The 19,326-nt window shown below is 43.3% G+C and carries 16 protein-coding genes and 3 pseudogenes; 5 read left to right on the top strand and 14 right to left on the bottom strand.

Annotated features, from left to right (window positions below; translation table 11 throughout):
- Window positions 1-29: 29 nt before the first annotated feature.
- Together HMPREF9007_RS19425 and HMPREF9007_RS19430 are read right to left on the bottom strand one after the other, a co-directional pair.
- Window positions 30-1,289, bottom strand: a complete 1,260-nt coding sequence (locus HMPREF9007_RS19425) for an outer membrane beta-barrel protein (RefSeq protein ID WP_008760423.1) — start codon at window positions 1,287-1,289, stop codon at window positions 30-32.
- An 8-nt stretch (window positions 1,290-1,297) separates the two neighbouring features.
- On the bottom strand, window positions 1,298-1,846 hold the full coding sequence (locus HMPREF9007_RS19430) for a sigma-70 family RNA polymerase sigma factor (protein WP_008760422.1): 549 nt from the start codon (window positions 1,844-1,846) through the stop codon (window positions 1,298-1,300).
- Window positions 1,847-2,025: 179 nt separating this feature from the next.
- Between HMPREF9007_RS19430 and HMPREF9007_RS19435 the strand changes: the two genes are divergently transcribed.
- Window positions 2,026-2,745: a NigD-like protein gene (locus tag HMPREF9007_RS19435; protein WP_008760421.1), complete on the top strand. Its 720-nt coding sequence runs from the start codon at window positions 2,026-2,028 to the stop codon at window positions 2,743-2,745.
- A gap of 118 nt (window positions 2,746-2,863) precedes the next feature.
- Here HMPREF9007_RS19435 and HMPREF9007_RS19440 read toward each other — a convergent pair whose 3' ends face one another.
- Window positions 2,864-3,553, bottom strand: a complete 690-nt coding sequence (locus HMPREF9007_RS19440; RefSeq protein ID WP_032850146.1) for an MIP family channel protein — start codon at window positions 3,551-3,553, stop codon at window positions 2,864-2,866.
- Between the two features lie 121 nt (window positions 3,554-3,674).
- Here HMPREF9007_RS19440 and HMPREF9007_RS19445 point away from each other — a divergent pair, with 121 nt between their 5' ends.
- Entirely contained in the window at window positions 3,675-4,607 is a 933-nt protein-coding gene (locus HMPREF9007_RS19445) for a DMT family transporter (protein ID WP_008760419.1), read from the top strand.
- A gap of 6 nt (window positions 4,608-4,613) precedes the next feature.
- Here the strand turns inward: HMPREF9007_RS19445 and HMPREF9007_RS19450 are convergent, their stop codons facing one another.
- Window positions 4,614-5,540, bottom strand: a complete 927-nt coding sequence (locus tag HMPREF9007_RS19450; protein WP_008760418.1) for a hydrogen peroxide-inducible genes activator — start codon at window positions 5,538-5,540, stop codon at window positions 4,614-4,616.
- Window positions 5,541-5,677: 137 nt separating this feature from the next.
- On the opposite strand from HMPREF9007_RS19450, the gene HMPREF9007_RS19455 reads away from it, so the two are divergent.
- On the top strand, window positions 5,678-6,154 hold the full coding sequence (locus HMPREF9007_RS19455) for a DNA starvation/stationary phase protection protein (RefSeq protein ID WP_008760417.1): 477 nt from the start codon (window positions 5,678-5,680) through the stop codon (window positions 6,152-6,154).
- A 97-nt stretch (window positions 6,155-6,251) separates the two neighbouring features.
- Here HMPREF9007_RS19455 and HMPREF9007_RS19460 read toward each other — a convergent pair whose 3' ends face one another.
- On the bottom strand, window positions 6,252-8,132 hold the full coding sequence (locus HMPREF9007_RS19460) for an alpha-L-fucosidase (protein WP_008760416.1): 1,881 nt from the start codon (window positions 8,130-8,132) through the stop codon (window positions 6,252-6,254).
- 374 nt (window positions 8,133-8,506) lie between these two features.
- Between HMPREF9007_RS19460 and HMPREF9007_RS25880 the strand changes: the two are divergent.
- Window positions 8,507-8,673, top strand: a pseudogene (locus HMPREF9007_RS25880) (sigma factor-like helix-turn-helix DNA-binding protein); the annotation flags it as partial.
- Here the strand turns inward: HMPREF9007_RS25880 and HMPREF9007_RS19465 are convergent.
- The 9 genes and pseudogenes from HMPREF9007_RS19465 to HMPREF9007_RS19505 all read right to left on the bottom strand — a co-directional run bounded on the left by HMPREF9007_RS19465 (window position 8,647) and on the right by HMPREF9007_RS19505 (window position 19,067).
- Window positions 8,647-9,750 carry an AMP-binding protein gene (locus HMPREF9007_RS19465; protein ID WP_032850223.1) on the bottom strand — a complete coding sequence of 368 codons (1,104 nt, stop codon included), beginning with the start codon at window positions 9,748-9,750 and terminating at the stop codon, window positions 8,647-8,649. The pseudogene HMPREF9007_RS25880 and the gene HMPREF9007_RS19465 overlap by 27 nt on opposite strands.
- Entirely contained in the window at window positions 9,750-10,775 is a 1,026-nt protein-coding gene (locus HMPREF9007_RS19470; protein WP_008760414.1) for an o-succinylbenzoate synthase, read from the bottom strand. Before HMPREF9007_RS19470 ends, HMPREF9007_RS19465 begins: the two co-directional genes overlap by 1 nt.
- Window positions 10,776-10,778: 3 nt before the next feature.
- The gene (gene menB, locus HMPREF9007_RS19475) at window positions 10,779-11,603 is read right to left on the bottom strand and encodes a 1,4-dihydroxy-2-naphthoyl-CoA synthase (RefSeq protein ID WP_008760413.1); all 825 of its coding nucleotides are present in this window, start codon (window positions 11,601-11,603) and stop codon (window positions 10,779-10,781) included.
- Between the two features lie 3 nt (window positions 11,604-11,606).
- Window positions 11,607-13,274, bottom strand: coding sequence for a 2-succinyl-5-enolpyruvyl-6-hydroxy-3-cyclohexene-1-carboxylic-acid synthase (gene menD, locus HMPREF9007_RS19480; protein WP_008760412.1), 1,668 nt, complete (start codon window positions 13,272-13,274; stop codon window positions 11,607-11,609).
- Between the two features lie 19 nt (window positions 13,275-13,293).
- A complete protein-coding gene (locus HMPREF9007_RS19485; protein ID WP_008760411.1) occupies window positions 13,294-14,406 on the bottom strand; it encodes an isochorismate synthase in 1,113 nt (370 codons plus the stop codon).
- A complete protein-coding gene (locus tag HMPREF9007_RS19490; RefSeq protein WP_008760410.1) occupies window positions 14,403-15,635 on the bottom strand; it encodes a Cof-type HAD-IIB family hydrolase in 1,233 nt (410 codons plus the stop codon). The genes HMPREF9007_RS19485 and HMPREF9007_RS19490 overlap by 4 nt, the downstream gene beginning before the upstream one ends.
- 84 nt (window positions 15,636-15,719) lie before the next feature.
- Window positions 15,720-16,082 carry a DUF488 family protein gene (locus tag HMPREF9007_RS19495; protein WP_008760409.1) on the bottom strand — a complete coding sequence of 121 codons (363 nt, stop codon included), beginning with the start codon at window positions 16,080-16,082 and terminating at the stop codon, window positions 15,720-15,722.
- A 71-nt stretch (window positions 16,083-16,153) separates the two neighbouring features.
- On the bottom strand, window positions 16,154-17,923 hold the full coding sequence (locus tag HMPREF9007_RS19500; protein WP_008760408.1) for an AraC family transcriptional regulator: 1,770 nt from the start codon (window positions 17,921-17,923) through the stop codon (window positions 16,154-16,156).
- A 377-nt stretch (window positions 17,924-18,300) separates the two neighbouring features.
- A pseudogene (locus tag HMPREF9007_RS19505) lies at window positions 18,301-19,067 on the bottom strand (N-acetyltransferase).
- 145 nt (window positions 19,068-19,212) lie between these two features.
- On the opposite strand from HMPREF9007_RS19505, the pseudogene HMPREF9007_RS25875 reads away from it, so the two are divergent.
- A pseudogene (locus HMPREF9007_RS25875) lies at window positions 19,213-19,317 on the top strand (MmcQ/YjbR family DNA-binding protein); the annotation flags it as partial.
- Between the last annotated feature and the right edge of the window lie 9 nt (window positions 19,318-19,326).

Here is a 19,326-nt window from a genome sequence, read left to right as displayed (position 1 = left end):
TTTTAAAATATATAGCTCAACTATATTGACTAATAAGTAAGTCGGATACCCGCCTGAATATTGAAGTTGAACGGATTCTCCTTACGGATGGTCTGTACATCGGAACCGTCATCAAAGAAATAAGCAACACCGGGTTCTACGTATATACCTACCCGTTTGGTGGCATTAAACTGTGCGCCGACTGCACCGGAGACGGAGAATTGCAAAGGTTTCACAGTTTCCTTCTCTGTGCCCAGCTTGCCATAAACACATTTCTCAATCATACCTCCACCGGATACATAAAGAGTAAACAGTTTCTTATCAAGGAAGTTCCAGTTCGCTTTTAACGGGATACCCAGATAATGCAGTTTCTGCTCGGTCTTCTGGTCGCTGTCCGCAAACTTTGCATCCGAAGAAAGCAAAGTGTAAGTCAATCCTGTTTCGACAGAGAAACCTTTCGCCAGACTCTTGCGGACAGATAATCCGAAGGAGATAGGTTGGTGGTGTTCCATATCGACCACCTGATTGGCCTGACGCAAATAAGGTACTCCATCTTCAAAGACCAATTGCTGATCATTGGGTATGCTCAGCAGACCGTTTGATACCGATACCATGCTCACGCGGGACATATAAGAAGGAATGCCCGATCCCAACTCTGTAGAAGCACCACCGGAGTTACCTACCGAAAGTCCCATCGACCATGTGCCTTTCTGTGAAGATGCCTTTTCTGCCGGAATATGCAGTTTGTCTCTGCTGGAAGGACGGCGCGGCTTATTTCTCGGTTGTTCCGTATCTGCGGGCTTATGCTGGGCGGCCTTCGTCTCTTCCACCGGTTCCACTTCTTCTTTTTCTTTCCGGTCGCCGGTCTGAGCGTTCCGTTCCGAAGGTTGCTGCTCTTCTTTCTTCACCGGTTCGTCGATATTTGCCGTCGGCTGGGGAATGTTCCGTTCTGCTTTCGCGATGCGGTTCTTCACTACCGGACGCACTACCGGTTCTACCGTTGTTCCTGTCATATCCGGTTGCTGCGCATCCGGCAAAACATCCGGTACAGAGGCTAACGCCGGAGTCTTGGCATGACGAATTTCATCAGCAGCAGGAGTCCCGAGGAAATACAGACTGACCGATGACACCAAAGCCAATAAAATGACAGCCGCAGCGGCTACCGTCCATTTACGATAAGGATATATCTTCCTCTCCACAGGAGGCATAAGTTCTTTTTCCAGTTGTTCCCAACCGGAAGCAGGAAGCGGCTCCGAGTAATTCCCGAGCTTCTCCTTCAACTTATTCATCCATAATTCTTTCTCTTCCATATCTCTACCTATCCGTTATTCATTATCCATTCTTTTACTCTCTTAGCCAACACGCTCTTCGCCCGAAATAATTGCGAAGCCGATGACTTCTCATTAATACCTAACAACTGTGCTATTTCCTTATGCGATTTTTCCTCGAAGGTGTAAAGGTTGAACACGGTACGGTATCCTGCCGGCAACTCTTCGATAAATCGCATCAATACCGCTTGCGGAATCATCTCTACAGCCGAAGCGTCGGGTTCCTCGTAATCTTCGGGTACTTCTTCCAAAGGCGTAGACTGACTGATTACATCACTCTTGCGAAGATACTGTAAAGCGGTATTGACCATCACCCGTTCCATCCAGGCCCGAAGTGAGCCTTCACCCCGCCAGGTGAACTTGTCGAAAGAACTGAATATCTTTATAAAACCATCGTGAAGCAGATCCTGAGCTGTATCACGGTCGCCGGTATAGCGCAGACAGACGCCTAGCAAACGCCCTCCATAATGCTCATACAATTCTTTGCGGGCTCGATTATTTCCCAGCCTGCATTGTTCCGACAACTCAAATTCTTCCATTTGCTTATACACGTGTTTACCTTATAAATGCAGCAAAGATAGAAATACTGCACAGAGAGAACAACTCTTTTGCAACTTTTGTTTCTTTAACAGATCCAAATGCAATATTTTCTCCCCCTTTGCATTTTCAGAGTACAAAGCAAGTAAATAGTACTCATTAAAAAACATTTTTATAGTATATGAAGAAATTTAAATTCATTGCATTTTTTATTGCTGTTATGACCACAATGCCGATACTTCAGTCGTGTCTGGATGATGACTCCTCATCCGATTCACTGGTCATCGGCACCATCAATCTGATCAGCCCGGATAGCAAGGATTTCTATTTCACTCTGGATGATGGAAAAACAATGTTCCCGAGCAATGGAAACGGATGGATCAGTGACAAGAATAAAGACGGGCAACGCGCCTTTGTGATATTCAAAGAGCTGGAAGAACCGGTGAAGGGATATGACTATAATATTCAGGTAAGAGAAATAAAAGAGATCCTGACCAAAGAAATCGTGACTATGGGGGAAGGAGAAAATACGGAAGAGAAGATCGGAGACGATAAAATCAATTCTACTTATATGTGGATTACCCAAGACAAGAAATATCTGACAATCGAATTCCAATATTACGGCACGCATAGCGAGGACAAGAAACATTTCCTGAATCTGGTCATCAACAACAAGGAAGCTGAACCTGCTGCCGATGATGCCAACGATGAGTATATCAATCTTGAATTCCGGCATAACGACGAAGGCGACACCGCCGACCGTCTGGGCGAAGGGTATATATCTTTCAAATTGGATAAGATTCAAGATCAGATGAAAGGCAAGAAAGGACTCAGAATACGTGTCAAGACCTTATATAACGGGGAAAAATTCTATGAAGTGGAATTCCCCGCATCTAATTAAATCTAGTAATTATAGAAACACTCTTTTTATTATAATATATAATTACGCAAAAGAGGGCGACAGTTGTGAAACTCTCGCCCTTAATTTTATCATAAAGTGATCCGTTTATTTCTTCTTATTATTTCTTTTCATTCTTGTCACCGAAATAATTCCAGACGAGCGCACTGACAGCCGCTCCTACAAACGGCGCCACAATAAACAGCCACAACTGCGACAACGCTTCTCCACCCTGGAACAATGCCGGACCGATGCTACGTGCCGGATTGACGGAAGTACCTGTAATAGGGATACATACGACATGCACCAATACCAAAGAAAGACCGATGGCAAGGCCTGCGAAAGCTCCCGCCCCTTTCTTCGGATCGGTAGACCCCAGCACCACCAATACAAAAATGAAAGTAAAGACCACTTCTGCGATGAATGCCTGTAGCATCTCGCCGTCACCGAAGCCGTTGGAACCGGTAGCCGTCGGTCCGTCGTGCCCGCCGGTGGTCACCAGGGCATAAAGAATAGCCGAACCGATAATCGCTCCTATAACTTGGAAAAGCATATACATACCCGCATCTTTTCCATTCATACGGCCCGAAAGGAATACTCCTAACGTAATAGCAGGATTGATGTGACATCCCGAAATACCTCCGATAGCATACGCCATCGCCACTACTGAAAGTCCAAATGCCAAAGCAACGCCGACCGTTCCCACGCCGGCTCCTACAGTACCAGCCATACTGCCGGCAAAAACAGCACTTCCACATCCCATCAGGACGAGCACCATCGTCCCAATCATTTCTGCAATGTATTTTTTCATATTACTAAATAAAAAATGGTTGATTCCCCAAATATAAGGAATTAATACCTAGATTCAAAATGTATGTGCCTAATTATTACTATCTTTGCAGCATTTTTGAATAAAACCACCAAACCATAAAATGAAAAAAGGACTTTTTTATGCTATATTGGCCTCTGTATTATGGGCTATCGTCAATCCGTTTATCAAGCAGGGACTGAGTTACGACTTTTCGCCGATGAACTTTGCAGGAATCCGCTTTACCACTGTAGGCATCATTCTTTTTGCTTATACCTGGCATAAGGGGATGTGGAAAGAAATACGCCAGCACAGCAAACTGTTTCTGAATCTGATCCTGATCAATATGTTTATGGGGTACACCGCTTTCTATTTCGGAGTCGATTTCGTCAGCGGGGCTATCTCTTCTATCATTATGGGAATGACACCTCTGATCAATGTACTGCTAGCCCATCTGCTGGCCAGCAATGACCGGCTGAATGTGCACAAGATTATCAGCCTTATTGTCAGCCTCATCGGTTTGCTGCTTATCGTAGGCATGGGTAGCAATGGCGCTCCGCTGGACTGGAAAGGGATCACGGGAATTGTACTTTTGCTGCTCAGTATCATCTTTCAGGGATATTCCGCGATTTCGGTATCAGAAGATAAAGGCAAGATAAACCCTATTTTCCTGAATGCCGTGCAGATGTTCTTCGGCGGACTGCTCATCTATATGATAGGATTAGGTACGGAAGGGTATCATTCATTTATCGGAAAGCCTGCCGGATTCTATATCAGTCTTTCTATTCTGGTATTTATCTCGGTCTTTGCTTTCAGTTTCTGGTTTATCGCCTTACAGAGTAAAGGAGCCAAAGTGAGTGATATCAATATGTGCAGACTGATCAACCCGATATTGGGCGCCATACTTAGCTGGATCATGCTCCCGGGAGAGTATCCGACATTCAGTACCGTTGCAGGAATGATTATCATAGTCAGCTCCCTCATTATCTATTTTAAGGGAGCTGAAATAGGGCGATGGTTGAAACGCCATACAGCCGGAAGCAGTACGCAGGAATAAGCAATATTACAGCAAGTACTGAATGGATTGCAGGGATTGCATTTCTTTGGGTACTGCTGCCAGTATCTCTTCTTTGAGTACATTGAGCAGGCTATGACGGATAAAATCCCTGCTGGTCGCAAGCACTATCTGCCGTGTAGGACGGGGAATGGCAAACGGACGTACCAGTTTCTTTTGTTCTTCGTTCAGTTGCGAAACAGCCAGTTCGGGAATGAAGGTGATTCCTTTTCCGCTTTCTACCATACGCATAAAGGTTTCCATACTTCCCAGATGGTAGGCCATCTGATTGACTTTGACCGTTTCCATCTGGCAGAAACGTACAAGCTGGTCACGGAAGCAATGCCCTTCGTCCAATAACCAGAGACGTTCGCCCGTTATATCGGAAGTGCGTATCACGTCGTGCTTGAACAGAGGTTCTTTGCAGGATACATATCCGAAGAATGTTTCATAGAAAAGTGTTTCTTCTTTCAGGAAAGTGTCTTCCAATTTGCTGGCTATAATTGCGGCATCAATATCTCCGGCATGCAATGCCTGCTGGATATTCTGTGTTTTCATTTCTGTGACACGTATATCCAGTTCCGGATACTTTTCCATCAGTTGGGGGAAGAAGCGGGGAAGTAAATAAGGTGCTATGGTAGGCAATACCCCCAAATGGAACACGCCTGCCAGTGACTGTTTCTCTTCACTGATTATTTCTTTCACCTGCGCTGTCTGTGCCAGAATGACACGTGCCTGATCAATGATCTTTTCTCCAATCGCTGTGGGACAGACCGGCTGCACCGTACGGTCAAACAACTTCACTCCCAGCTCATCTTCCAGTTTCTGGATCATAGCACTCAGCGTGGGCTGCGTCACGCGGCAATATTCCGCCGCTTTGGCAAAATGACGGAACTGGTCAACCGCCAATATATATTCTAATTGTTGTATCGTCATCTATCAAATATGATTAAGTTATAGATTTCTTCTATGCAAAGATAGAAATTATCAGTTTGACAACAAGCATTTTCCGCCTTATCTTTGCAGTACAGAAAAAAAGAAAACGAATATAAATCATTAAAAACAAATAGAATATGAAAACTTTAGAATTTATCAAATTGAACGAATCGGGAGCAAATAACGTAGTAGCATCTTTGCAACAATTACTGGCAGACTTCCAAGTATATTACACCAACCTCCGCGGTTTCCACTGGAATATCAAAGGGCATGACTTCTTCGTACTTCACAGCCAATTCGAAAAGATGTATGATGACACTGCCGAAAAAGTGGACGAAATCGCAGAACGTATCCTGATGCTGGGCGGTACTCCTGCCAACAAATTCAGTGATTATCTGAAAGTAGCCAATATTAACGAAGTGGATAAGGTCAGCAACGGAGAACAGGCACTGAATAATATCCTACAGTCTATCAGTTATCTGATCGGTGAAGAACGCAAGATTCTGTCTATCGCTTCACAAGCCGGAGATGAAGTAACCGTTTCGATGATGAGCGATTATCTGAAAGAACAGGAAAAGATGGTTTGGATGTTGACGGCTTATAACAGCAAGTAAGTAAAAGGTTTAGGTTTTAAGTGAAAGTGAGTAAAAGTGGAACGTATCGTAAAGCAATACGTCCCACTTTTCGTTTATGACTTGAACTCTGAGTGGATTATTGACATCCCACTTCGGTTAATCCTAAAGAATCACTTTCGTCCACCATACGTGTCGCTTTCAATTTAAGAAAACGGGCTTCAACAGGACTAAAGTATACACTCTGAAGAATCGGATTATTGCGGATATTCGAGAATTCTCCTTTTGCAATAACCTGCATCGTTTCTTCAGTCGAACCGGCAGACAATTCGTAAGATGAAATCAAACCTTTACTGTACTCACTCTGATCGGGCAAATAGTAGAATGAATGAAGGGTACGGCTTTCACCGAGATCAATCACGATTTCTTTCCCGGGGATAAAAGCAGTAGTCTGATCGTCTTTATCGCTGCATTTCTTGACTTCCTCCTCATCAACGCCCACGATAGTAAACGGAAAACTCCTCAATTCCGAAGTGGCGGATGTGTAACTTTCCGTAGCATCGGGAGCATAATAAGCTCCTGCTTCATTGATACACAAGCACGCACGGGCATCTGTAAAGCGTATACGCAGCTGTTCCGTCTCTATCGTTTCAAAACGCAACAGACGTTTGTAACCTACAGTCGTAGTTTCTTCATTACATTTGACCGGCAACCACTGATCTCCTTTCTTATATTCGACCACAAAGGATTTAACACGCTGTCCCAAAGGTATATACTCCTGAATCATAACCCGGTTCATCTTTGTCGGCTGTTCGAAAGTAAAAGTCAGATCAGCCGCCATGACGCTGTCATTGGTAGCCCAATAGGTGTCATACTGTCCATCTGTCAAGGCACGGACATTGAACTGACCTCCACGCTCATCGGAAGCTAAAACTTTGGCTTTACTCAATAAGTTGTCTGCCAATTCTTTCTGAACCCGCTGATGGAACGTTACTGCATTCAAAGAGTCCGTCGGATGAATCAAACCATTGCGATCTACCGGGAAATTCAATAATAAAGTACCATTATGACCTACACTCCGGTAATACAAATCCGTCAATTGATCGACTGTCTTCACTCTATTGTCTTCTTCCGGATGATAGAACCATCCCGGACGGATAGATACATCACATTCGGCAGCCACCCATTGGTTTCCGTCCGCATGACCATACTGTAGTTCACGATATTTGGGATAACCCGGATATACTTCGCCTGCCCGAAGGAAAGACCAGTTAGTAGCTCCGGCAAATCCACTCTCATTTCCTACCCAACGGCAACCCGGTCCTCCATCGGAGAATATCACGGCTTGCGGTTGCAGTTCATCGATCATTTTGTAAGCTCGCGGATAATCATAATATGTTTTGCGATCAATGGTACGTGCATCTTTCGCTCCTCCATACCAACCGTCGCCTCCATTGGCTCCATCAAACCAGATTTCGAATACGTCTCCATAATTAGTCAGCAACTCGTGAAGTTGTTTATAGAAATAATCTACATATTCCGGAGTGCCGTAATTAGCCTGATGTCTGTCCCACGGAGAAAGATATACGGCAAACTTAATCCCATACTTCTTGCAGGCATCGGAAAGTTCACGGACGATGTCTCCTTTACCATCTTTGTAAGGAGTATTTCGAATACAATATTCAGTCAGCTGGGTAGGCCACAAACAAAAGCCATCATGATGCTTGGCTGTCAGAATCACTCCTTTCATGCCGGAGTTGACAAAAGTCTGCACCCATTGTTCGCAATCCAGACGTGCAGGATTGAAAGTTTTCGGATCAGAGTCGCCATATCCCCATTCGCGGTCATTAAAAGTATTGAGACCGAAATGTACAAAGGCATAAGTTTCCATCTTTTGCCAATTGACTTGTTTCTCTTGCGGGATGGGTAAAACAGGTTCCGGTGATTTGACTTCCTGGCATCCTGTCAGTGAGCCGGAAATTGCCAGAATGGCAGCGACTAAGGTCGAGTGTTTTTTCATGTTTATTCAATTAGGGGGTTTAATGGGTGCAAAAATAAGTTTAATATCCTGATATATGACTCTAGTATATTTTTATTTAGTTTTTTTTGTATCTAGACAGTATACAAACTAATGTATCTGGGGATATTTCTCATCCGTATCTCCCACTTCTTCTCGCAATTTCATTATTTCCTATTTCATCTGCTTTATAATAAAGGCATACTCCTTCATCATTATTCACATTATGGTCTTCCTTCGGATCTTTTTGCAAATCATAAAAATTCCACAAAGGGGTAGTCGGAACTTCTTACCCATCCGTCATGTCCAATGGATCACCATCAATGAATCCTCCAATGGGTAAACTCCATTTTTATGGCTATATATTTCCGTAAGTTATGAAAAGTTTCTTTGAAGGCAAAACACATGCGGAAATTGCCGAAGAAATGAATCTCAGCGTAAAATCCATTAATCGGTATAAACAAAAACAATGGAACTCCTGCGGAACGAGTTGAAAGATTACCTCCCGCTGTTTTTATTATTCCTGTCTCCCGAGCAACTGTAAGCTCTCTGCTAAAACACGGCACTCTTTACGATTAATCTTCCCATTTCCCGTTTGAGGAATATGATTTACCTGATAAATATATTTAGGACGATAATAAGGTGCTAAGACTGATTCCAATTTAGTCCCTAGCGCACTTATTTCCATCTGCCCTTCTATCAACAAAGTAACAGCCTGCCCCAAACGCTGATCCGGAACGGAAGTGATTACAAACGGTACAGGAATAAACGACTGAAGTAACTTTTCGATCTCTTCTGCCTGAATTTTAATACCTCCGCTATTGATTACATTATCCTTTCGTCCCAAAATCGTAAAACTGCCGTCCGGATAAATGCGGGCAATATCATTCGTCTGCAGAGTTTCATCACAGACAAGCGGAGCATTAATCATCAATGTATCTTCTGAAGACAAAGATAACTCTACGGATGAAAAAGGATAATAACGATCGGAAACCACTGCACCATTCAGACGGCGGAGAGCGATGTGAGAAAGTGTTTCCGTCATCCCATAAGTTGAATAAACAGCATTGGGCAGATTTCTGATTTCTTCCTCCAAAGCTTTGTCAACTGCTCCGCCTCCTATAATTAAAATCTCCGTTTGCTTTAATTTCTCTTTCTCTTCGGGTATCTGAAACGTATTATACACCTGCAAAGGCACCATAGCCGCAAACCTTAAAGGAGTGTCCACATCTGCCAATGGATGACCGGAAGCCCGACGTACTATAAGATTCAACCCGGCAATCAAAGAACGGACGACTACCATCATCGCCCCGATATAGCGAAGGTTCATACACAATAATGCCGTTTCACCCTGCTTTAAATCCAGAAACTCACAAGTCAGGCGTGCACTCTGTATCATCTGATCTTTGCGAACAAGCAATTCTTTAGGTGCCCCCGTAGAACCGGAAGTATGTACAGTGATCACAGGATCATCATTAAACCATTCGTTTAGAAAAAGATACAAGTCCCATATAGCAGAAGGGTGGTTTCCCTCACCTTCTGCTACAAGGCTATGTATATCGCCCGGAGTATATTCCTTTCCCTCCAGCAACAAACGCTGTTTTTGTCGGTCGAATATCATCATTTACAAAACCACAAACAATCTTTTCTGATTTCAAGAGGCATCTCTACATTATCTGTAAAGAGTAACCCGGTGCCTAACCCTTGCGGCAATGGATTCTGAAAAGTAGCACACCATTGAGCGATAGCATTCAGACCGATATTAGACTCCAGAGCAGAAGTTATCCACCAACCGATATTCAGTTTCTCCGCTTCTGCAATCCACTCCTCGCCACCGGCTAATCCGCCATGAAGAGAAGGTTTGATAATAATATATTGCGGACGGATAGCCGAAAGTAATCTTTGCTTTTCTTCCCAGATATTATAGCCTATCAGTTCCTCATCCAAAGCTATCGGCAAAGGAGATTCGGAAGTAAGACGTGCCATTTCTTCCCATTGTCCGGCACGAATGGGCTGTTCTATCGAATGTAAGTCCAGTTCGGACAAGCGTTTCAATTTCTCCATCGCATCTGTTGGCGAGAATGCTCCGTTGGCATCTACACGCAATTCTATTTCTTTAGAAGAATAGTGAGAGCGGATATGTTGGAGTAAAGCCAGTTCTTCTTCAAAGTTGATGGCACCGATCTTCAACTTTATACAGCGGAATCCCGCCTCCATCTTCTTCTCTATCTGAGCAAGCATTCTATTGAAGTCACCCATCCAGATAAGCCCGTTTATCGGAATACCTGCTTCCCCACGTGAGAAGGGTGTATCCCACAAAGCCCAGCTTCCTTCAAAAAAGTGACGAATGGCTGTCTCCAAGCCAAAAAGGATGGAAGGGTACTTGCATAGAGCTTCCATGTCCAGCTTGCCTCCCTGATTCTCTACCTGCCGGCAGATTTTAGTCAGCACTTCCTCGTAATCGGGAAGATCATCACAGCTAAGATTTGGCAGAGGAGCGCACTCCCCGATCCCTACCCAATTGGGAAATTCGGGAGCAGTAAAATGAAGATACCAGACTTTTCGCGTTGTGTATGTGCCTCGTGAAGTTCCGGCCGGCTGCTTGAAATGAAGCACCCGCGGAATAATGTCTATTTTGCAATCCATTGTTTAAGGGAACTTCGGATATTTCTTAAAGTTAGGTTTACGTTTCTCCAGAAATGCATTCTTTCCTTCCTGAGCCTCATCCGTCAGATAGTAAAGCAAGGTCGCATCCCCTGCCAGCTCCTGAATACCTGCCTGGCCGTCCAGTTCGGCATTCAATCCGGCTTTAATCATCCGCAAGGCCAACGGACTGAGCAGCATCATTTCTTCCGCCCATTGCACATACTCATCCTCCAGTTGCTCCAATGGAACTACTTTATTCACCAATCCCATATCCAACGCTTCCTGCGCATTGTATTTCCGGCAAAGGAACCATATCTCACGTGCCTTCTTCTGACCGACGACACGAGCCAGATAAGAGGCTCCGAAACCTGCATCAAAGCTACCTACGCGAGGCCCGGTCTGTCCGAAGATCGCATTCTCCGAAGCAATCGATAAATCGCAAACTACATGAAGCACATGTCCGCCACCGATGGCAAATCCATTTACGGCAGCAATTACCGGTTTCGGAATGCTGCGGATTTGTTTCTGTACATCCAGAACACTCAGACGGGGAACACCGTCCTTGCCAATATAGCCGCCACGCCCTTTCACATTCTGGTCACCGCCCGAACAGAAAGCCTTGTCACCAGCTCCCGTAATCACGATCACATCAATATCCGCTTCTTCCCGGCAAATGCGCAATGCGTCACTCATTTCAGCCGTTGTAGTCGGAGTAAATGCATTTCGATAGCGTTCACGGTTAATGGTGATGCGGGCAATCCCATTATAGTAATCAAAGAGGATATCTTCGTATTCTCTGATGGTTGTCCATTCTCTTTGTGTTGACATAATCTATTTTTGTTTTAGTTGATGATAATAATCTTTCAGTATACGTGCATCTTTATTTTTATTGCTGAATACTTCCATCAGAACCGGTTGTTCCATGGCTTCCGGTTGTGTGAAGGTTTTCATCGCTTCGGCAAGCTGTTCTTCATTCTCTACCCGTTGATAAAGGAATCCGCGTTCTTCCGCCCATCCTTTGGCAGATGTCTTGTGAACGGCTGTAATATACTTGTGCGATGTACCCGACATATCCAGTCCGGGTAATGTATGGAAAATCTCCCCTCCTCCGTTATTCAGCAAAAGAATGCGTAGATTGGGACGGACATTGATGTTCCACAAAGCATTCATATCATAAAAGAAACTAAGGTCACCTATAGCTATAAAATTTAGTTTATCCGAACCGGCGGCATATCCCACTGCCGTGGACAACGAGCCTTCGATGCCACTTGTACCCCGGTTACAACATACCTCAATCGTAGAAGGAACCTGGTATAACTGAGCATAGCGGATAACAGAACTATTTGCCAGATGCAATGCACATGATTCCGGCAATGCTTTTATCAAAGCACCGATAGCCGACATTTCCGAATATCCGAACTCCGGTTCGGGAATGGTCTTGCAATAATTCTCCCATACACGGGGATACTCCGGCACGCGGTTATCCAGCAATGGAGCTATTTTCTCCAGAAACTCAAACGGGTCCATTTCGATGACGGTAGTCAGAGAACCGTAAAGGTCAACCACTTCTCCATCAGCAGACACATGCCAATGTTCTTTAGGCGGATGCTGCCGAAGATATTTTTTCAACCGCTTGGAAACCACATGTCCGCCATAAGTAATCAATAACTCGGGAGTCATCTGGCCGGTTTTCTCTTCGGGCATCGCATAAAGCGCCGCATCAAAATTCTTCACTGGAATACCGGGTACTGTCTGATTACCGATATGCTCGGTCAGCCACACGAAATGTTTATATAACAATTTGGTATGCCGTTTCTCAAACAAGTAAATCAAGTTCATCTGTCCGACAATAATCATCCGCTTCTGATATCTGTTCAAGCGTTCGATCAGGTCATTGTAATCCCGGTCGTATACATTCAGCCCCTGATAGCGCGTAATGACACGTACTTCGGGAAGCGACTCCACCGTAAACTGGAACAAAGGTTCGGATATAGGAATATTAATATGTACCGGACCTTTTCCATGATGGTTGGTTTCCAGCAAGGCTTCATTCACCAAGCGGTTACAGTACCATTCATCCTCTTCTGTCTGAATCTCCGGAAGGTTTACCGACTTCTTCACCAATGTCTGAAAAACACCGGGCTGCGGCAATGTCTGTCCCGCCATCTGTCCAATCCAGGCAGCAGGCCGATCGGCAGAGATAACAACTAAAGGTATATTCTGATAATACGCTTCTGCCACAGCAGGATGAAGATTGAGCAACGCTGTACCGGAAGTACAGCAAACGGCAGCAGGATGCCCGCCATTCAGCGCAAGACCAATCGCAAAATAACCGGCACTCCGTTCATCCGTCATAGCATAACAAGTAAAACCCGGATGAGTAGACAGCGTATGCACAATAGGTGCATTACGGCTACCGGGACATAACACTACTTTCGTAATTCCATGCGCCTCAAGCAGCGCGACCAACTGGAGTATATTTTTCTTGTCCGAATACATATTGATAGTGATTAGCTTGTTAGTGATTCATCATTATTGGAGCAGACACAAGAATACGCCTCATGGTCTGCAATTTCTTTTCCGTTTCCTGCCATTCATCATTCAACTCTGAAGAGGCTAACAATCCGCCACCGGCATACAGTGTCAATTGCTCGTCTTCAATGTGCATGCAACGCAGATTCACATACAAATCTGTGCGTCCCTCCGGATCGAGCCAACCGATAAAACCGGAATAATACTTACGATCGTACCCTTCATTTTCCAAAATGAACCGGTAGGCTTCTTCTTTAGGCAGTCCGCACACGGCAGGAGTCGGATGCAGGACTTTCAGAAGGTCTCCCAGATTTTTATTATCTTTCAAAGAGAAATGGAAATCAGTTTTCAGATGTGACAGGGCACCGGCATAAGCCGGATAAGGTCCGCTCTCTGTGGAGCGAATGCCCAGCGAAAGAAGCTGCCGACGGATATAGGACGCCACATAATCCTGCTCCTGACGGTTTTTGTCATCCCATACTTGCGGCAGTTTACCATTCTGCAAAGGTTGAGTTCCTGCCAGGGCAACTGTGTTCCATTCATTTTTTTCGCCCGACAATATAATTTCGGGGGTACTTCCCAGCCACACGCCCGTCTGAGGAGTATAACACAGATAGATATAGGAATGAATATAACGTTGACAAGCTGCACGAAAAACAGCTGAAGGGGAAAACTCCGGATTCTTTCCAATAGTGAGACTACGGGAAAGCACCAGTTTATCAAAGGTAGCATCACGCAAGGCTTCAATAAATGTATGAAAACAGGTCGCATACTTCCCAGTACAAAGGGTATGAAAAGATTCCTCCGGATAACTTTGCAAGTCCTGCTCTTCCTCTGCCACGATTTCCATAGGCAACGGTTGTCCAGTCCTGTCGGACTGTATCAACACAATCGGACATGACTTATCTATACGGAACGGAGCAATCACAAATCCTCTTTGTCCATTCAGTTCTTTCAAATCGAAAATCAAGCGGACAGCTCCGACATCTTCTGTCAACAGACGAGGATACTTCTCCCCGGGAACACGATAAACAGCAAAGGGCTGTTTCCGCTGAATAAGTGCATCAATAGTTGTCAAGTTACTTTTTTCGTCAATCATCTTTTTTTCATCACACTGTTGACCACCCGTATAGAGGACACCAGTTTATTGGTTGAAGTAAAAACGTCCACATTCCATACATGGGAGGAACGTCCTTTGTGTACAATCGTCGCTACTGCACGTACTGTATCACCTTCGTGCGCAGAAGATATATGATTTCCGCTGACCTGCATTCCTACCACAATTTCATCCGGCTGACAGAGAATCATCGAGCCGAGTCCGGCAACTGTTTCTCCCAATGCAAGCGTAGCTCCACCGTGCAAAATACCGAACGGCTGACGGGTACGGTGATCTACCGGCATCGTCGCCTCTACACGGTCTTCGTCGGCATATGTATATTGGATACCCAGATTACCCATCAATGCGTGACGCGCCTGTGCATTCAACTGGTCCAAAGGAATCTCTGCAGCGCGAACTTCCGCTATTATCGCCTTTTCGACAGCCAGAGCCACTCCGTCTTCCTCATTGGAAGCTGTCACATAATCCGCACAGACCTTTACCGAATCCTGCGAATGCCCCATCGCCACTCCCAGTCCTGCCAGCTGAATCATCGTTACATCGCACACACCGTCTCCTATAGCGATGACTTCTTCACGCTTCACATCCAGTTCTTCCAATAAAGCTCCCAATGTGTTGGCTTTATCAATCGCACACGGCACTACTTCCAGAAAATAAGGTTCGGAACGGAAAACATCCAAAGCTCCGTTCAACCGTCTCTTCCAGTGTCCTTCCAGACTAACCAACGCTTCCTCGTCATCGCTGACAAGCATACACTTACACGGAGCAAAGTCAATTGCTACAGAAAATTCCTCTTCCTTGATCACTTTCAAATTATTCAAGCGAGCTTCATTCTGGATATGTTCATTCTCCGGAGTGTCAGTAATGATCGTATCATCATGGTAAGTGAACAGTGCGAAATTATTTTTTCTTGCCTTCTTTTCCAGATAAGGCAACATTTCCGGATTAATCCTCCGCTCAAACAGTATTTCTCCGTTTTGAGCATTAATTATCTGGCAACCATTATAAGAAAGGATATAACCTCCATAATTTCCGAGTTCTAGGGATTTGGCTAAAGGCATCAGACCGTAAGTCGGTCGGCCGGATGCCAACACGATACGTACTCCCATCTGCTGAACTTTCAGCAAAGCAGCCAATGTACGTTTACTAATTTCTTTTGCATCATTGAGAAGCGTTCCGTCTACATCAAGAACTAATAATTTATACTTCATGGACACACGATTTTGATTTAGATTACAAAGGTAGGAAATTGAGTGAACGACTGAAAGCGGAAAGAGATAAAAATTACTTTAATTTCACTCTTTCAGATGCATTTCCAAATAATCACGAAGGATCCGGGCATGATTATAAACCGGTTCTTTGGATGCATAAAGCAAAGTGATCACCGGATGAGGTTTGATAAGAGTCAGAAAATCGGCAACAGCTTGAGAAGCTTCCAGTTCCTTCTGATACATTACGACAAAATCATTCCAGTGACCCGGAATATCTTCATGAAACCATCTGCGCAGTGCTGCGGAAGGCGTTATATCTTTTGCCCAGTAATCATATTTCAACCATTCTTTTTTGATTCCACGTGGCCAGAGTTTATCTACCAGCACCCGATATCCGTCGGTCTTTGAAAAGTCTTCGTACACTCGCTTTATCCTAACTTGCACCATTTCCGTTTATATTTAGTTATCATAAGAATAAACCGATAAAACGGAAAATTGTTTATCGAAAAAGCCAAAAATCAACCTAAGGATTCCTGCGCTTTTTTAAATTCGTAAGGAGTCATACCAGTCTTTTTCTTGAACATACTGTACAGAATAGGCGTACTATTAAATCCGGCTTCATCAGCTATCGCACGAATGGTATAATTGGGATGTTGCTTCAATAACTGAATCGCATAGTTAATACGAAGTTCATTAATATACCCGTTGAAATTAGTTCCGGTGTTTTCCTTGATCATCCGGGCGAAACGCGCATTATTCAAATGTACAATCTGAGCCAGATCCTCTCTCGACAATTCCGGAGACAGATATAACTGATCCTGAACAACAATACGATTCAGTTCTTTGAAAATTTTCTTATTCTCATCCTCTTCCTCCCTACTCTCCACTACTTCATCCGGAGATAAATCGTCTTTTTCGGAAAAGCCAGTTTCCGGTTCCAAGTCCAATGGAACAGCTATCGGATCTTCCGCATCTCCATCTATGAATAATTGTTTGTTCTCTACTTTTCCAGCCAGTTTCTCATTGATAAACTTTGCCAGCATTTTGTTTTTATATTTAACAATAATCGTATGACGCCAAATCCGCCATAGCACAAATAAAATGAGACAAGTGACACATCCCAAAAAAGCAAGTGATATGTTTCTGATTCTTAACTGTAAAGTCTGTTCGGCAATATATTCTTCCTGCTCGTCAGCTTTATGAATAGCATTTAATTCCAAAGCCGCATTCTGTTTATCCTTGCTGTTAATACCATCAATAATAGAAATAATAGACTCACGTAATGCTGCTACTTTTTCAAAATCCTTCAAGCCTTTATAAGCTTTCACCTCTTTCTGAAGGATACTAATATACTGCAAGTTGACAGTATCCTGCTCTTGCATCAATTTCTTAAAATCCTGACATTGATCAACGACTTTCTGATATTGTTTAGACACTAGCAGATAAGGTATCGCATAGGTTTTTCCATCCGGTGTCTGTGAATTCTCTGTTGACAAATATTGTTGATAATATTTTTCCGCCTGATCATACTTTCCTTCCAGATAGCAGATATACGACATTTTTGCATACAAGTAAGTATATTGCAGATCAAGAAAGCCTTTTGTTTTTTCCGGTAATTTAGCTATATCTTTAAGTAGCTTTTCGCGCTTCAACCCAACCTCCAATGCTTCTTTACTACGGGAATCATTGAGCAGATAATCCATTTTCATCCCATAAAAGTATGAAAGCATAGCCATTTCCAATTTGGAACTTGTACCTTGAAGCAATTTGATAGCTTTGTCAAAATAGTCATATGCCTCCTCTTTGAAAGACAATTGCCATTTATTTTCACCAATGCAAAACAACAGCTTACTTTCAGCCCCTTTATCCTTTTCTTTTTGTGCTAGCTTGATACCATCAAGAGCATACCTCATACTCTCTTTATGGTCACTCATAAGCACTGCTAATTCTGCCAGGTCGACAGTCATGGTCAACAAGTGCTTAGGATCTTTCTGAGAAACGGAATCCAGCAAATAAGACTTTTTGGCATACAAAAAAGCCAGTTTAGTCATATACATATTACGATAAACCCTGCTGCGTAATTCATGTATAATACGCAGAGGGATAGTCTTCTTACTTTCAGCTCCATCCAACAAACTTAAAGCCCGTTCAGGTTCTGCCATATAAATTCGACTTATATACTCACTGGTATATAGCGAATCATTCTCTATAGTTTTGTCGGCGAAAAGGAGCTGGTTAAACACAAACAAAAACAAACAAAAACAAATAACCGAGCGAATACTTTTCATTATAATCCCAATGATTTTACTCCCCAAAAGTAAAACATAGTTTCATAAAATGCAAGAATTAAACATATTTGAATGAACTAAAATAAGAAAAGTTAGTGATTATAAAAGTCAGGAGCCATCAAGTTTCCCCACCAACCACATACAATAAAATACTAAAAATCAAGCATATGTCACATACATAAAACAAAACATCTCAACATATAAATAAACTGCCGATTCTATTAATGAATCTGCATAAGATCAGAGCAGCACATGAAAAATCGAACCGACCAGTCTAAATAAACACCAGACAATTATTAACCCGCCACACTCATCAGAGCAAAACAGCACAAAAACAGAAAATCAAAAAAGAGAAACACATACTGTAATAAGAAAGATTATAATCCCAACGCTTTATCAAACCGTTGCTCCATACATGCACTCAAATCCGTCGTTACAAACTTTCCTTTATAGAAAAGAGAAAAGATAGTAGCAGGTGTAGGTGCATTTTGTGCTTGTGCCATTGTTTCCAATCTGACTATCTTCAATGGAATACCTTTGTTCTCAGTCACACTCACTAAAGAATTACGGACATGAAACTCTGCAAACGGACAACGATGTGTATAATAAACGACTACACCTTCTTTTTCCTCACATTCTCCACTTGATACTGTTCCATTGAATGACGGATCAGGAGCTGCCGAATTTATCTTCAAAGCCAAAAGACTGAAACCATAGGGTAGTTTTTCTATCGTCTCAAACCCCTGACGTAATAACCATTTCGCATCACCCATAAAATGAAATTTAGAGGTACCGACCACAGTCACCAAGCCATCCCTACCCTGTGCTTTGGCATCCTCGACAGCAGACTGCAATAGTGCTTTGCCATGCCCGCATCCTTTATATTTTCCTGAAACCCAAAACAGTTTATCATTAAATAGTTAGGTGCATTAACCGGAACCCAAGCTTTTTCGGCAGGCCCATATTCTATAAATACTTTTGCACGTTCGTCAAGCCGTCTGAAAACATAGCCATTCTCAAACTCATTTTTCAGCCATGTCTTTTTCAACTCATAGCTATCCTTGCATTTCTTATCGGAGAAAGCACAGCAAATATGTTCTTTTTCGATATTCTCTTTAGTCAGAGTGATATACTTCGCTTCCATAATATTCTGTTTATTAGTATATAAATTCCGGTTGTCCATTTTAACTACAGCAAAGATACACAATCGAAAGTAATAAAACATTGTCCAGTCTCGTCAAAATGACACAGTAGTACGGATTAAAGTTCGGAAAACAGATAAGTAAATAAACCTGAGTGACAAACTTATCAAAGAACTTATTGACCACTCTGTGGAAGAAGTGATCAAAAAACTCCCTAAGAAAAAACAGGAGGAATATCGCACAATGATTTAACATAAAGCG

The organism is Bacteroides sp. 1_1_14 (assembly GCF_000162515.1).
Taxonomy (GTDB): Bacteria; Bacteroidota; Bacteroidia; order Bacteroidales; family Bacteroidaceae; genus Bacteroides; species Bacteroides thetaiotaomicron.
The sequence above is the reverse complement of the archived record's forward strand: the minus strand, read 5'-3'. Positions and strand labels throughout refer to the sequence as shown.

What these genes read in the sequence shown, in the direction of transcription:
- HMPREF9007_RS19470 (WP_008760414.1), bottom strand. Translation starts at nt 10,775, where the DNA reads ATGGATTGCAAAATAGACATTATTCCGCGGGTGCTTCATTTCAAGCAG.
- HMPREF9007_RS19485 (WP_008760411.1), bottom strand. Translation starts at nt 14,406, where the DNA reads ATGATTGACGAAAAAAGTAACTTGACAACTATTGATGCACTTATTCAG.
- HMPREF9007_RS19435 (WP_008760421.1), top strand. Translation starts at nt 2,026, where the DNA reads ATGAAGAAATTTAAATTCATTGCATTTTTTATTGCTGTTATGACCACA.
- HMPREF9007_RS19460 (WP_008760416.1), bottom strand. Translation starts at nt 8,132, where the DNA reads ATGAAAAAACACTCGACCTTAGTCGCTGCCATTCTGGCAATTTCCGGC.
- HMPREF9007_RS19490 (WP_008760410.1), bottom strand. Translation starts at nt 15,635, where the DNA reads ATGAAGTATAAATTATTAGTTCTTGATGTAGACGGAACGCTTCTCAAT.
- HMPREF9007_RS19465 (WP_032850223.1), bottom strand. Translation starts at nt 9,750, where the DNA reads ATGATATTCGACCGACAAAAACAGCGTTTGTTGCTGGAGGGAAAGGAA.
- HMPREF9007_RS19430 (WP_008760422.1), bottom strand. Translation starts at nt 1,846, where the DNA reads ATGGAAGAATTTGAGTTGTCGGAACAATGCAGGCTGGGAAATAATCGA.
- HMPREF9007_RS19455 (WP_008760417.1), top strand. Translation starts at nt 5,678, where the DNA reads ATGAAAACTTTAGAATTTATCAAATTGAACGAATCGGGAGCAAATAAC.
- HMPREF9007_RS19500 (WP_008760408.1), bottom strand. Translation starts at nt 17,923, where the DNA reads ATGAAAAGTATTCGCTCGGTTATTTGTTTTTGTTTGTTTTTGTTTGTG.
- HMPREF9007_RS19440 (WP_032850146.1), bottom strand. Translation starts at nt 3,553, where the DNA reads ATGAAAAAATACATTGCAGAAATGATTGGGACGATGGTGCTCGTCCTG.
- menD (WP_008760412.1), bottom strand. Translation starts at nt 13,274, where the DNA reads ATGTATTCGGACAAGAAAAATATACTCCAGTTGGTCGCGCTGCTTGAG.
- HMPREF9007_RS19445 (WP_008760419.1), top strand. Translation starts at nt 3,675, where the DNA reads ATGAAAAAAGGACTTTTTTATGCTATATTGGCCTCTGTATTATGGGCT.
- HMPREF9007_RS19495 (WP_008760409.1), bottom strand. Translation starts at nt 16,082, where the DNA reads ATGGTGCAAGTTAGGATAAAGCGAGTGTACGAAGACTTTTCAAAGACC.
- menB (WP_008760413.1), bottom strand. Translation starts at nt 11,603, where the DNA reads ATGTCAACACAAAGAGAATGGACAACCATCAGAGAATACGAAGATATC.
- HMPREF9007_RS19425 (WP_008760423.1), bottom strand. Translation starts at nt 1,289, where the DNA reads ATGGAAGAGAAAGAATTATGGATGAATAAGTTGAAGGAGAAGCTCGGG.
- HMPREF9007_RS19450 (WP_008760418.1), bottom strand. Translation starts at nt 5,540, where the DNA reads ATGACGATACAACAATTAGAATATATATTGGCGGTTGACCAGTTCCGT.